Raw genomic sequence first — 13,370 nt, forward strand, 5'->3', positions numbered from 1 at the left:
TTGAAACAATAGAATCAGTTCTCACCACAAATCCATATACATTGGGAAAAGGAGCTTATCAATTAGGAAGAGCAATGTATAAAGGAGAAATAACATTAGGGGACATAGCAAGTTTTATAGGCGAAGACTTAATAACTCCTTTTGAATATGTTGTTGAAAACGGTAATTACATTTTTACTGGAGACCCAACAAAACAGGAGGCTTACATATATGGAGAACAGCTTGGAAAATCCAATCCATGGATATTATTGGGAATTCCGTTGCCGGAGGAGCAGTTCTGTCATCAAAAATTGCGGCAAAATTCTCGAAGTCAGCCCCTGCTTTTTTGAGATCATTTAAGAAAATTAAAGTTAATGTTTCTGATTTGGTTAAAAACCCAAAAGATGAATTCGATTTTTATAGAGGAAATTATAATAGAGATGCTTTACGTTCAGCAAGAGAATATATCAAAGACCACGGTACAATAAAACAACCTATTGATGTTCGAATTCTTGAGGATGGAACATTCCAAATTATTGATGGACATCATAGATGGTGGGCGGCAAAACAAATGGGGTTAAAAACAGTTCCTGTAAAGGTGGTGGAGTGAATGGGGGCAGAAAGTTTTTTCGTTAAGTTTTTACCTAAAGGTATTTCAAGAATTCCAATTGAAAATGATTATGAAAGTTATGGGTATGCTGGTGAATCAGAAGTATTTCTTTTACAACTTATCGAAAATTTTACAGTATATAACATAAAATGTGTTCCTAGAAGTCAATATGAGTTTATAATTAATGATTCTTTAATATTAACAGTTCACTCTGAAGAAAGTAAGGTCAGAGAAATATCAATTGAAGGTTGTTTTTCTTGGTTTGAAGAATGCATTAATGAAATTTATAAATTATCAATGATTATATATAGCCATATAGTCAGAATTGAACTTTATCATCCTCAAATTGATAGAGAATTAAAGTCACTTGATGTAAAGGAGTTCTGTGAAATTATTAGTGGTTTATACAAAGAAAAATACGAAGATTATATGAAATTATATGGAGTTAGGGGTGTTGTTTGTCTTCCTAGAGAAGGTTTCTATAATTATGTTGGACGACAAAACAAAAAAAATAATAAAGAAAATATTCAATAAGTTTAAGTTTAGTAATTGAAAAGAAATTCGGTATTAGATAGTGAAATAGTGAGGGAGAATTATTATGTTGGAAAATATATTGAAAAGGTATGCTCTGTTTTGTAAAGAGTGTGGAAATGAGTTGAATACAGTTGGTTTCGGGAAAGAAGTAGATCAATTAAAATGTATGATATGTAAGAAAGAATATTTATTTTATGACGGATTGTCAAGGCAAGTGCGACAGTTCCTCTGAAAAAGATTCGCGAGCGGTTCTCCATCCCAGACATTTTCGTGGTCTGTGGTTAATCAGATCAAGAGCATGGTGTAAAGCCTCGTCCGTAACTTGAGCGAAGTCCGTTCCTTTGGGAAAAAACTCTCGCAAGAGGCCGTTGGCGTTCTCATTGGAGCCTCGTTGCCAGGAGGAATACGGATCAGCAAAGTACACCTGTATGCTATGGGTGGCCTCCAGATTGGTGTAGCAAGCAAACTCCTTGCCACGATCTGCTGTAGCGGTTTGAAAGGCTCCGATAGGATACTCAGAAGCAACTACACCAAAAGCGATCTCCATAGACAACGCTGTGCGGTCTGGCATCCGAATGGCTTTGTACAAGCGCGTTTTACGCTCAATGAACGTAGCTACACAGCCCTTGCTTTTCCCACGGCCTGAGACCACCGTATCGAGTTCCCAATGACCAAACGTTTCCCGAGACCGTACCTCTTTGGGACGCTGAGAGATAGACTTGCCCACGGTAAACTTGCCACGCGTCTCAGCAGGCTTCTGCCGCTTGCCTTTGTGTCTGAGAACGGTGAGGATGCCTTTGGACAACAGGCCCGCGTACAGCCAGCGATAGATCGTTTTAAAGCATACGATGGCTTGCTTCTCCTGCCGAAACCGCTGTGTGATCTGCTCCGGAGACCAGGTGGCCTGAAGCTTCTCTTCGATGACTCTAGCCAGCTCCGGCGTCCACTTGCCTTCGGGAACCGAGGTTTTACGACGCTGGGTATAGCTCTCCTGGGCTCGCTGTGCACCATAGGTCTCCTGACCCTCGTGACGCTCCAGTTCACGGCTGATGGTGGAATGATGTCTGCCGAGCTCTCTGGCAATCGCTCTGGCACTTTTCCCCTGCTGGTGGAGGATTTCTAGCTTGCTGCGCTCGATTATGCTAAGATGTGTGTAGTTCATGGTGGATTCTCCTTGTGTGAATGTAGGGTGTAGGAACTTTCATTCTACACGAATCCGGCCATGGGCTCTTTTTTATTTATTTCCAGCAGGTGTCGCACTTCATTTTACAATCCGTCTTATAAAAAAAATAGAGAGGTTCGTGTGATTAGTAATAGTTTTTTTGACCAGTATAAAGATTTTGAATTTTTGCTTGGTGAGTATCCAGGTATACCAACAAGCAAAGTTTACTGCCCCAAAATTTATCGAGTTTTATTTAAAAAGTGGCTATATAAGTATAAGTAGATTTCAAAGGCTTATCCTAACCTGCATGAGGAATGAGGATAAGCCATTCTTTTGTTTGTAACAGCCACCGCATTGAAAGAACAGTCAAAACAGGTTAAAAAAAATTATAAAAACACTTGAAACGTCGTTTGTGAAGTCTGGGACTGTAGTTGCTAATGATAAAAAGAACGAAAACAACTTGATGTATTATTTGACCACTTTAGATTTACAAACAAAGTACGAGATTATCGACGTAAATATGGCAAAAGATATTCTTAAGACGTTATGCAATGATTATGTATGGGGGTTCTCATCAGCTCGCGCAGGTAAATTCGATACTCAATCAATAGTGTCGATATAAATGTCCATTTCATTCAAGCTGAGCATGATAGCAAACATAAAATGCTAAATTGCAGTTTTTATATTAACAGTGTATCTAAAATTGATGCTACTAATAAAGTTAAGACAATTTTCAAATATGCATCATTAGGTTTCAATTTATTGGGAGTCTCAGAGTATTTTAAAATTGATGACTGTTTTATTGTTAGGGGTTAGACATAGATTCAACCATTGAAGTGATTTTGCCCCAGGTGTACAACAATCCATTGGTATATATAGATCCCACTGGGCATGATGCATACTTTTTTTATGGTCTACCACATGGGAAAAATGGGGGATTCCAAGAAAGAGCGGAAAAGGATGCTGCAAGATGGCTGAAAGATCATAACACAAAAGCACATGTTGTTGGTATTGATACGGAAAAAGAATTTATTAATGAGTGGGATTCAATGGGTTCAGACGATGAAGATATTGAGTTAGTTTCATTGTATTTTCATAGTAATTCTAATAATTTGATCTTAGATTATACAAAAGATGAATATATGACTACTAATAAAAAGGAAAGCTAACGGCTTAGTCAAATATTATAGAATTGGTAAATTCCATTTTAGCTATGAAGTGATTAACCATAATAAGAAAAATTGGGCTGGCAAAAGAGTATGGGGACCAATTAAATAGGGGGAAACAATGAAATATAGGTGGGTTATTACGATTGCTTTCTGTTGTTTGGTAATAATTATATTGTCGTATTTATTCTATTCACAGAAAATAAGGTTTTACGAAGTCACATCGGTCATGAAACATAAAGATGGAACTTCCTTAGTTTATATCGTTAAGTCAAAAGATGATGCTATTCTTGAATATCATCATATTGATTTGCCTGAGATGAATTGGGAAGAAAGCAATTTAGTTATTGCTGAAGGCTGGCGATTAAAACAGATTTTATATGTGGATTTTAACCCGTTTATTGGAGGAAATGAGAGGTTAGTTAAAGTGAAGCTGGATAAGACAAGTAAAAGCTCCAGGATTTATATTTATAAGATTAAGAAGATAAATATATATTTGGATGAAAGATATGCAAATGGTGGTATTTTCATTGAATAGTGAAGGTCTGGAAAAGAGGGAGATGCTGAAGAACTCCAAAGATTGATTGGTGCAGCGTAAAGAATAAACAGTTGGCTTCGGTGGGAAATATATTCTTGGCCCGATAAAAGGGGGGGATAAGTGTATCCTAATATTGAAGTTCCATTTGAGCTTGGTTCTTTCGATACTATGAGCAAGAGAGAAGCAGATCACTTTTTTATGTGGTTCTTAGAAAATCGAAAAAATAGAATACAAGTATTGGTTGACTATTATGAAAGTACCGGAGGTGGTAGCCCAAAAGATTTAGATTTGACTACTAAATCTTTAAATTTACTATGGAATTGGTTTGTTCCGCGTATAGTCCAGATTAAAAAGACGAGTGAGGAATTAGCAGAAGAAAATGAACAGTTGCCCTGGTGGATAAAAACAGAATGTAGTGAAAATGAGTATAAATTAAGTAAAGAAACAGAAATTATGATTATGGATATAGGTCTCTATTTCGGCGAAGTTCTAATTCAACAATTTGTTCAACTGAAATGGGGGATAATCTATAAGCCCCGGAATTTCGTTGATGTAAATAGGCCAATCATCGTTGGATTTAATAAAAACATGACTTTAAATCCAGTTAGAGTAGTTAATACTTGCACCTATAAAGCAGCCAAAGGGATTCAAAGTAATGACCTTTATAGTTTATATCAAATATGGGCTGAATACGTGGAATAAGAACTTGGGATAGAGATCATTTTGGTTGAAAGGGGCTCGACAACCTAAGGGAGGCGCATATGCGGGTATGGTTACGGCTTCTAATAATAATACTAATTATATTTAGTGTCTCAGCATTCGTTTGGTTTCTTTTAGGATCTACGGCATATTTCAACGAGGGATGGATATTACAGGAACTTTTTATTTTTGGGGAGCAGGTATCCCTGTTCTATTATTGGCTACGTTGTTTACTATACTACTCATCAAAGGATGGATTCCGACGAGTAGAGTCGACTATGCTGGCATTTGTGTAATGCTAGTAATCACAATACTAATCTCGATCTCTCTAATTCAAAGCGTTAACACCAACGGTTGGGCCAACGAAAAGATAAGAAGTGATTCATTAAAGATTACAGCGGACGAAAAATATGAATATCAAATTGAGTTAATTAATTTATTTCAAAGAAATAGCCGTGCACGACTCTATCTAAAGGAAATTGCCTCGGGAGGGGAATCGTATATCATGATTAATATTCAGACACGTATGATTGAGGGACTTCGCATTGGTGATGTTAATCACTGGGTGAAACTTGAACCAACGGACGATTCAACACAGTATATTCTATATACGACAAAAGATCTTCACATTCCTGAGGAGAAGTTCACAATCGACGTTGTTGCTGGAACATCAAATAGGATTCAATAAAGCAGGATTATTCTAAACCACAGGCGATCCCCTCTCGCTTGTGGTCCTTTATTAAGTTAAGAATTGATGTTTAATATAGTTGACTCTATTTTACAGACTATACCTACTTATAATAAATTGTTCTATCCATTGAATGTATATTAATTCCAATCACATTAATTGCTTTGAAATTGTCATTATATATCATAAGATTATAATCCAAGTTATTACGTAACAGCTCAATCTCTTCATCTGATAATTCATTGTCCATAATCAGTGGCAATTCTATAGCGTACGTTCTTTTCCCAGTAGACTCGATAGGTTGAAGTTGAGAATAGTCGGATTCTTCAACTTTAAGAATATTTGAGACTTCTTTAGGAAAAAGTAATTTGTAATATATTTTTGGTTTTGTTATTAATAATTTTTGATAAAATTTCTCGTGAAATGTAAATGTCCAAGTATACACTAGTTTATTATTTCCATACTTTATATCAAATGAACTTACACTGAAGTTGGCAGGGACAAACCAAAGATTATTCTCAGTTCCAGACGCATCATCCAACTGGCGATTAATATTTTCAAACGTCATATTTTGATTAGTGCTACAACTAGTAAGAAACGAACATAGAATTATAACAAATAATAATCGTAATTTAGGCATGTATATTCACATCCACAATGTAAACTATTGATACGTAAAAGATTGAGTAAAGAGCATAACACCTTGTTTATACTCCAAGATTGTTATGCTCTTCGAATAAGTTAATTAAGAGCACCTGGTACAGTCACAACAGTCATAGGAATCTTGTGTACATTTACATCCTTAATCCCTAAAACTTGAAGCTCATTTAAGAACGATTGACCTGGTTGATAAACAGGATCGAGATAGGAGGCCACTGCCTGTGAGCCATCCCGATGTTTTGGTGCTTTATATGAAAATTGTCTATTTATAGTGCTAGATGTTGAACCAGAAGTAGCGCCATTAGGACCATAAGTAAAAACAGGAACAATTGCAGTTGTGTCACCTGAAACTTCATTAGTTACAAAAGTTAATTCTGAGTAGTGTCAGCGTTTGCTTTTACCTTAACATAAATGAGCAAAAATGGATACAGAAAATACCAATAGATAATTAGGCTACATGGAATCGCTCACAAACCGTAGAAAACGGAATACCCTTTTGGGCGTACTCGTAGACATACTTAAGGCGGTCTTGCTGAACCTGCTTGCGTACAGCACGTAATCCCTCCCCAAAAGGGCAAGATCGTCCTAAACCGACTGTGCAATAGAGATGCGTCCAGGCCAAAAGTGCCCATAAGCGGATAAACGCTTTGGCAGAACGAACTTGATAGGTGTCAAAACCCAAATTGTTCTTGGATTGACGAAAGAAGATTTCAATGGGCCAGCGCTTGGCATAGTAAGCCGCAATCATTTCGGTTTCCAGCGAAACATCCGTGCATAAGAACGCTCGTAAGGCCTTCGGTTCTCCAAAAGCCTGCTCGGGCCAACAGAGTAGCACCACGGCATTACCGATCTGATTGAGTGCCCCTTCATAACGATACATCCAGTACGAAGAACCGTTCACGGTCACGAGGCGAACGTCTGGCTTACGGATGTGTGCCGCGAAGTCTTGCACCGAAATTCGGATGCCTTGGGGATATAGAATTCGGTTCGTTTTGAGTGCACCGATAAAATGGTAGCCTGCCGCGGCGTAAGCGTCGATGACGCGGGGACAGGTAAACCAGGAGTCCACTAAAGCATAGCCGCCATGGAGTGGGGGTGGCAGAGTCTAGACCCGATCGATTTTCGTAACGACTTTACCGTCTGGGTGCTTCTGGCTCTTGTCGCACAGGTCGATCGAGTGGATCAAGGATGTATCGCCACAAGCCACAACAGTGGCTTGGATTTGATGACCAAATACGATTTTACCGAGCAAATACGAGTGATGGAAGCCAGTGCACTCCATGGGAGACTGTGCCTGTGACGAAGGCTTGGTCTTTTGTGCAATCGTATCATCATGAATGACAAAGTACGGTTCGGCGGTACGCCCCGAGATAGCCATAACCTGAGCCAGAGAATCCGCTTTGACCTGGCGCTGTAGTACGCTTTCGTCCCATTTGCCTTCAGCCAGAAAATGACCAATAGAAGTCCGATGGCAATCACTATATTCGGCCAGGTCTACGACTTTCCCTCGAAAACCTTTGGCTGTCGCAGCCACCATATACGTCTCGATATGCGCCATCACCGGTTTTGAAAAATAGAGTGGCAAGCGATGTTGGGACAAATAGTTGCGAATAGCAGTATGTTCGGGTACGATATCGGTATGAGACATAGTGATTCCTCCTTGGTTGAAAAAATTGTTGTGGTGACTACTTTTAACACAAGGGAAGCATTTTGTCTCTATTCTTTTTGATTTTACAATTTACTGGAAGTGAATTTGCTCATTTATAGTATTAAGGTTAATTGTTACTAAATGGTTTTAACTGGAACAAGATACATAATTACATTGCGAGAAATTCGTAGACTAAAATCGTTATCATAGAAATAAGGAGAACTGAGATTGATAATTTAAAATTGATGCTATTAATAAAGTTAAGACAATTTTCAAACATGCATCAGTAGGTTTCAATTTATTGGGAGTCTCAGAGTATTTTAAAATTGATGACTGTTTTATTGTTAATGTTGAAATTCCTCTGAGTATAAATTCATTAGATGAAATAAGAGACGTTCTTATCAGGTTTTTTAGTGACTGGAGATTAACCGGATTTGAGGCATTTAGTGAAGAATACGTTTTGGATGATAGTATAACATCATTGAATGTTTGGTTTAAAGAAGCGAAACTATGATATTTCAAATCACATGGTAAGCTCCCCATGTAGTTTTCTTTTTTACAAGTGCACAGTGCCTGTTGAATTATTTACACACAAGACAGCAGTTTCGTGCAATATATCATCCTGCCGAGAAAAAGTTAGAGGAATTAATTGACTTTTTGTACAATAATATGATTGTCGGGAAAGATGCCTCTATTGGTTTTGATCTATGGATTGCAATTACTGGAAATTTGGCATATGCATTAAAGTTAAATACTCTAGGAGAACAACAACAAGGTGTAGTAGTGATAGATATAAATAAAACCACGTCAAAGAAAGTAAATCCGTACTATGAATTTGTTGGGATTAATGAGTTTGCTGCCGCTTTAGCATATGCCGAAGAAGAACTTCATTCAATATGTTTATAGATCAATCAGCGATTGTGGGGTACTTGCTATGAATAAAGAACGTATTGACGAGTTAGAGAATCTATTGTTGAAATCTATGACAATTCTATTGCCTAGGCTAAAGGTTCATAAAGAAGTATTAATGGACGAACTTTACAAAATTTCGCACTATCTAAAGGAAATATATACATTAACGCATAATCAAGAGTATATAAAGCATAGTTTAGTCCACAAGCTATTCGTGTTATATAATATGCTTCAGGCAGAGTCTGGGTATCTCCCTGACTCAGAATCAGAACGCAGTAGTGAGTTGATTATTCGAGTACTTAATGAAATTAGTGATGTAATAAGTGTTGAAAAACGCTACTTGTAGCTAACTTACTTTATAGTCAGAAGAACTAAAGAAAATGATTAAATAAAGTGAGGAATTTTTGCATGAGAAATATAGAGAATATACGTGGTCATTGGGCAATTTCATTTATTAATAGTACATTTTCATTTGATCAAATTTCTCAGTTAGTTTTATTAAACCCTACAAATATAACTATGAAAGGCCAAACAGTAAGTGAGGCTCTACGGTTAAAATCAGAGAAGAATATCTGGACATATAAAGAGAACATTGAAAATTTTAACAATCTATCAGAGTCTTTAAACTCATGAACTGTAGAATTATTTGACACCACTAAACCAATAACTGCTAATATACACTTATTTTCCAATGAATGATCCCGAAATCGGAAAATAGATGCAAAAATACAACTATTTCCCGGAGAAAGCCCCGTTTGCGAGCGGATCTGTCAGATTAGATGTATAAATGCAGTTATTTCTCAAGGGAGAGCGAAAATCAGCAATATAACTGCATATTTGCATTTATTAGCTGGGCCTTACTCTACCATGGCAAATGGACTTGATGGCGATGGGGCGATTTCCAGAACGCGAGCATGCCAGAACGTAAAGAACGCCATCACCATCCATTCCACATTTATCCTTTACAAATATTTTTCAAGTTTATGCCCCGTCCTTTACGGAAATAGTTTAAAATAAGGGTATGCAGGATAAATAGGAGATGTAGATAATGGCTAATGAAGAAGAAGTAATATTGACACAAGAAGGGCTCGAGAAGCTGGAAGCTGAGCTTAAGGAACTGAAGGGACCACGGCGCAGTGAATTGGCTGCACGGCTCAAATTAGCCATCAGCTATGGCGACTTGAAGGAGAACAGCGAGTATCACTCCGCCAAAGAAGACCAGGCATTTATGGAGACACGTATTCTCACCTTGGAGAAAATGCTCAAGAACGCCAAGGTTGTGGATGCGGACAGCGTGGAAGAGGGGACAGTCGGCATTGGCTCCACTGTAGTGCTGAACGACCTGGAGTTCAAAGAAAAAGTGGAATATCAAATCGTCGGTCCGACGGAATCAGATGCGTTCGAGAACAAAATTTCTTATGAGAGTCCCCTGGGTAAGGAGATTCTGGGTAAGAAGCTCGGAAACATCATCAACGTCGAAGCTCCCGTAGGCATTATCAAATATGAAATTTTGGAAATTAAATAAAATACGATGAACTTGAGTAAAACGGGCCTGAGGTGAATGAACATTTACCTTGGGCCTAATTTTTGTTCAGAATCTCTCCTGCTTGTCGATTATTGTAGAATCAATGGAAGCTATGTATAATCCCGGATATTCTTAATTGACAGAGTTATCTAATTACGAGATGATAAGCTCGTTATTGGTTATCACCGAGGTTGCGCAAAATATTAATCGTTTCGGGGGTAATGTATGATTAGAGTTGACGAAATCACGCGAGAATACAGGCAATGGAAGAGATATGCCGGATTGATGGGTTCCATACGAGGTTTGTTCTCGAGGGAATACACGACAATCAATGCGGTGAATCAAGTATCTTTTACTATCGATCAGGGTGAAGCCGTCGGTTATATAGGCCCGAATGGTGCGGGGAAGTCAACCATGATCAAGATGTTAACGGGGATCCTAGTGCCTACAGCAGGAGAACTGACGGTTAATAATCTGATTCCGCATATGAACCGGAAGGAAATCGCCAAGCATATCGGAATTGTCTTCGGACAGAGAAGTCAATTGTGGTGGGATTTACCGGTATCCGACTCCTTTGAATTACATAAGAGAATTTATCATGTATCCGATGAAGCCTATCGAAAGAACATGGATATTTTCATGGAATTATTAAATCTGAAGGCTTTCATATCTCAACCTGTCAGGCAATTAAGCTTGGGGCAACGGATGAGAGCGGAGATCGGGCTCGCTTTATTGCATGATCCTGAAATTATATTTCTCGATGAGCCGACGATCGGCCTGGATGTGGTTGCGAAGGATAGTATCCGTTCCTTCCTCAAGTACATAAATAAGGAGCGAAATGCCACTATATTTTTAACTTCTCATGACTTGAAAGATATAGAGGAGATTTGTCCGCGACTCCTCATTGTCAATCAAGGCAAGCTCATCTTTGATGGAGCGGTCAGAGATTTTAAAGCGAATATTTCGTCGGGTAAACTGCTTACGATTGAATTTCAATTCGACCCCGGAACTCTGGAGTTCGAGGACGCTATACTTATAGCAGATGAAGGCGCCAGGAAAATGTACAAGATCGAGAAGGGCCTGTCTTTTATAAATACGTTTATTGGGCGGATCTCCGAGAAGTATATCATTACCGATTTCTCCTTGCAGGATTATGATATCGAACAAGTCATTCGCATGTACTATCAGGGACTTGAATCAGAGTCAGATCTTCAAGGTGACTTATCGAAAGTGGTGAGTTGATGAGGTCGGTGATGGCGATTGTTCAGAAAGCATTCCTTCGCAATATGTCGTACAGATTTGAAATATGGCTGCGATTAATCGGCAATATTTCCGTCGTTTTCATTCAAATTTCAATCTGGTCTGCGCTCTTGGGTACAGGTGCCATAGAGGGAATCGATCTTAGCACGATGATCACTTATTCAATCATTAGCACATCCGTATCCATGATATTAATGTATCAGATGATCCATACGATCGATGGTAAATTAAAAAATGGGGATATCGCCATGGATCTGCTTAAGCCGATTTCTTTTCCAATCCTCATGTTCTTTGATCAAGTGGGTAATATCTGCTTCCAAGTGCTGTGCACCTTAGTTCCTACAATAGTTATCTCCTCACTTTTATTTGGACTTACCTTTCCTCATGAATGGACTACACTGCTACTATTTTTCATAGCTATCCTATTTGCTGTATTGATTTCCTTTTTTATCTCTTATTTAATCGCACTGATCTCCTTTTGGTTTCTGACCACCTTTGCATTAGAGTGGATGTTTACGGCATTGATCACGGTGTTTTCCGGATCGTTTTTGCCGCTGTGGTTTTTCTCGAAGGAGTGGAGGGGCGTGGCTGAAATGCTTCCCTTTCAGTTTTTAGGCTTTATTCCTGCGGCTATTTTTATGGAGACGATTGAAGGGATGGAGGTCCTTTGGGTGCTAGTGAAAGGGGTTCTATGGATTATTACCCTGTGGATCATTGTGCAATTGCTATGGAGAAGGGCCATTCGAAGACTGGTTCTGCAAGGTGGTTAACGGTTAACGAGGCTATGGTGGGAAGAGGTGGATAAGTGTCCATACGGCTATTTACTTACATTGTACAATTGGTTATAAAATCCAAGATGGAATATAAAGAATCATTTATCTTGGGAGCGATGGGTCAGATCGTCGGCTATACTGCGAATTACTTAGTGATCTGGCTGCTGCTTCAGAAATTTGAATCGATCAATGGTTGGGGCTGGACCGAGATCGCTTTTCTGTACAGTCTGAACTTGCTTACATACGCTATTGGGGCTTCGTTTGTATATTCGCCCATGATTGGCCTGGGGCAAATATTAATCGATGGGAAGTTTGAACAGTATATCACGAAGCCATTAGCTTCTTTTCCTTACTTTATCGCCAGCTTGTTCAACATCGGATACATCGCTCATATTCTCATCTCTGGGACGGTGCTGATCTGGTCCTTAGTGAATACATCGATAGACTGGACTATCGTCAGGATTCTGTATCTGATTTTAGCGATTATAAGTGCCTCTTTCTTGCAGGCTGCCTTTATGGTCGTCATTGGCTCCTTATCGTTTTACTTTTTGCGGGTTCAATATCTGTTTACGATTTTATTCAGGGTCAGAGAGTTCATAGCCTATCCTATTTCAGTATATGGGACCTTCTTCCAAATCATTTTAACCTGGATTATACCGCTAGCTATGATCAATTATTACCCTAGCTTATTTCTGTTCTCTCATGGGAGTTCGATTGAGACGACGCTGTATGGACTGGCTGCATTGGTGGTGGGCCCTGTGGTTTTCTTATTAGCCTATCAAATTTGGAGGCGGGGGATCAATCGGTATTCTGGAGCGGGGGGTTAATACGCTTTATAAGGATTATGGATTAGCTTAAGTAGCTTAAGGGGGCTGTCCAATAAGCCTCCAAAATAAAAAGTTGGGCGGAGAAACGTCATGTTTTCCGTCTAACTTTTTTGTGGGCCAAAGCCACAATCCCAAACTCAGTGTGAACCTTGCTAGCCCCCGCAAGGAGAACTGACGGAACGAGCCAGGACTTACCACTGACAAGCGGTCAAAAATGACCGTTAGAGCATGAAAACAACAACTAGGCTCTTCTAACGGACACTTTTGACCATTAGAAGCGAAAAATGCAATTTTTCGCGGCTATTTCCCTTGTAATGGACATCATTGTCCGTTACAAGGGCAGGATGCCACCGGATTAACGCTAACGGACAATGATGGCCGTTAGCGTT

14 protein-coding genes and 1 pseudogene are annotated in these 13,370 nt (G+C 39.0%); 12 read left to right on the forward strand and 3 right to left on the reverse strand.

Annotated elements, in window-relative coordinates:
• Positions 1-238: 238 nt before the first annotated feature.
• Positions 239-589: a ParB/RepB/Spo0J family partition protein gene (locus BFJ94_RS04535; RefSeq protein ID WP_120461595.1), complete on the forward strand. Its 351-nt coding sequence runs from the start codon at positions 239-241 to the stop codon at positions 587-589.
• Positions 590-1,123, forward strand: a complete 534-nt coding sequence (locus BFJ94_RS04540) for a hypothetical protein (RefSeq protein WP_120461596.1) — start codon at positions 590-592, stop codon at positions 1,121-1,123.
• Positions 1,124-1,328: 205 nt separating this feature from the next.
• Here the strand turns inward: BFJ94_RS04540 and BFJ94_RS04545 are convergent, their stop codons facing one another.
• A complete protein-coding gene (locus tag BFJ94_RS04545; RefSeq protein ID WP_120461597.1) occupies positions 1,329-2,285 on the reverse strand; it encodes an IS30 family transposase in 957 nt (318 codons plus the stop codon).
• Between the two features lie 866 nt (positions 2,286-3,151).
• Between BFJ94_RS04545 and BFJ94_RS04550 the strand changes: the two genes are divergently transcribed.
• The 4 genes from BFJ94_RS04550 (at position 3,152) to BFJ94_RS04565 (ending at position 5,376) form a co-directional block, all read left to right on the forward strand.
• Positions 3,152-3,454 (forward strand): hypothetical protein, encoded by a 303-nt coding sequence (locus tag BFJ94_RS04550; RefSeq protein ID WP_120461598.1) that lies wholly within the window; start codon positions 3,152-3,154, stop codon positions 3,452-3,454.
• A 226-nt stretch (positions 3,455-3,680) separates the two neighbouring features.
• Positions 3,681-3,989, forward strand: a complete 309-nt coding sequence (locus BFJ94_RS04555; RefSeq protein ID WP_162944165.1) for a hypothetical protein — start codon at positions 3,681-3,683, stop codon at positions 3,987-3,989.
• Positions 3,990-4,109: 120 nt separating this feature from the next.
• Complete coding sequence (locus tag BFJ94_RS04560; protein WP_120461600.1) at positions 4,110-4,691, forward strand: hypothetical protein; 582 nt, start codon at positions 4,110-4,112, stop codon at positions 4,689-4,691.
• A gap of 160 nt (positions 4,692-4,851) precedes the next feature.
• Positions 4,852-5,376 carry a hypothetical protein gene (locus tag BFJ94_RS04565; RefSeq protein WP_120461601.1) on the forward strand — a complete coding sequence of 175 codons (525 nt, stop codon included), beginning with the start codon at positions 4,852-4,854 and terminating at the stop codon, positions 5,374-5,376.
• 103 nt (positions 5,377-5,479) lie between these two features.
• On the opposite strand, the gene BFJ94_RS04570 is transcribed toward BFJ94_RS04565, so the two are convergent.
• Together BFJ94_RS04570 and BFJ94_RS04575 are read right to left on the reverse strand one after the other, a co-directional pair.
• On the reverse strand, positions 5,480-6,016 hold the full coding sequence (locus tag BFJ94_RS04570) for a hypothetical protein (protein ID WP_120461602.1): 537 nt from the start codon (positions 6,014-6,016) through the stop codon (positions 5,480-5,482).
• 468 nt (positions 6,017-6,484) lie between these two features.
• Positions 6,485-7,684, reverse strand: a pseudogene (locus BFJ94_RS04575) (IS701 family transposase).
• A 576-nt stretch (positions 7,685-8,260) separates the two neighbouring features.
• Here BFJ94_RS04575 and BFJ94_RS04580 point away from each other — a divergent pair.
• The 6 genes from BFJ94_RS04580 to BFJ94_RS04605 all read left to right on the forward strand — a co-directional run bounded on the left by BFJ94_RS04580 (position 8,261) and on the right by BFJ94_RS04605 (position 12,981).
• The gene (locus BFJ94_RS04580) at positions 8,261-8,590 is read left to right on the forward strand and encodes a hypothetical protein (protein WP_120461603.1); all 330 of its coding nucleotides are present in this window, start codon (positions 8,261-8,263) and stop codon (positions 8,588-8,590) included.
• A gap of 28 nt (positions 8,591-8,618) precedes the next feature.
• The gene (locus BFJ94_RS04585; RefSeq protein ID WP_120461604.1) at positions 8,619-8,942 is read left to right on the forward strand and encodes a hypothetical protein; all 324 of its coding nucleotides are present in this window, start codon (positions 8,619-8,621) and stop codon (positions 8,940-8,942) included.
• 702 nt (positions 8,943-9,644) lie between these two features.
• On the forward strand, positions 9,645-10,121 hold the full coding sequence (gene greA, locus BFJ94_RS04590; protein WP_120461605.1) for a transcription elongation factor GreA: 477 nt from the start codon (positions 9,645-9,647) through the stop codon (positions 10,119-10,121).
• Between the two features lie 225 nt (positions 10,122-10,346).
• Entirely contained in the window at positions 10,347-11,363 is a 1,017-nt protein-coding gene (locus tag BFJ94_RS04595) for an ABC transporter ATP-binding protein (protein WP_120461606.1), read from the forward strand.
• Positions 11,364-11,374: 11 nt separating this feature from the next.
• The gene (locus BFJ94_RS04600) at positions 11,375-12,151 is read left to right on the forward strand and encodes an ABC transporter permease (RefSeq protein WP_162944167.1); all 777 of its coding nucleotides are present in this window, start codon (positions 11,375-11,377) and stop codon (positions 12,149-12,151) included.
• A gap of 35 nt (positions 12,152-12,186) precedes the next feature.
• The gene (locus BFJ94_RS04605; RefSeq protein ID WP_120461608.1) at positions 12,187-12,981 is read left to right on the forward strand and encodes an ABC transporter permease; all 795 of its coding nucleotides are present in this window, start codon (positions 12,187-12,189) and stop codon (positions 12,979-12,981) included.
• Positions 12,982-13,370: the final 389 nt, after the last annotated feature.

Origin of the sequence: Paenibacillus aceti (assembly GCF_003614185.1) — a bacterium.
GTDB classification, from domain to species: domain Bacteria; phylum Bacillota; class Bacilli; order Paenibacillales; family Paenibacillaceae; genus Fontibacillus; species Fontibacillus aceti.

Bases quoted from the DNA above. Each gene is read 5' to 3' on its own strand.
- BFJ94_RS04535 (WP_120461595.1), top strand. From the start codon at position 239: ATGGATATTATTGGGAATTCCGTTGCCGGAGGAGCAGTTCTGTCATCA.
- BFJ94_RS04540 (WP_120461596.1), top strand. From the start codon at position 590: ATGGGGGCAGAAAGTTTTTTCGTTAAGTTTTTACCTAAAGGTATTTCA.
- BFJ94_RS04545 (WP_120461597.1), bottom strand. From the start codon at position 2,285: ATGAACTACACACATCTTAGCATAATCGAGCGCAGCAAGCTAGAAATC.
- BFJ94_RS04555 (WP_162944165.1), top strand. From the start codon at position 3,681: ATGAAACATAAAGATGGAACTTCCTTAGTTTATATCGTTAAGTCAAAA.
- BFJ94_RS04565 (WP_120461601.1), top strand. From the start codon at position 4,852: ATGGATATTACAGGAACTTTTTATTTTTGGGGAGCAGGTATCCCTGTT.
- BFJ94_RS04570 (WP_120461602.1), bottom strand. From the start codon at position 6,016: ATGCCTAAATTACGATTATTATTTGTTATAATTCTATGTTCGTTTCTT.
- BFJ94_RS04585 (WP_120461604.1), top strand. From the start codon at position 8,619: ATGAATAAAGAACGTATTGACGAGTTAGAGAATCTATTGTTGAAATCT.
- greA (WP_120461605.1), top strand. From the start codon at position 9,645: ATGGCTAATGAAGAAGAAGTAATATTGACACAAGAAGGGCTCGAGAAG.
- BFJ94_RS04595 (WP_120461606.1), top strand. From the start codon at position 10,347: ATGATTAGAGTTGACGAAATCACGCGAGAATACAGGCAATGGAAGAGA.
- BFJ94_RS04600 (WP_162944167.1), top strand. From the start codon at position 11,375: ATGGCGATTGTTCAGAAAGCATTCCTTCGCAATATGTCGTACAGATTT.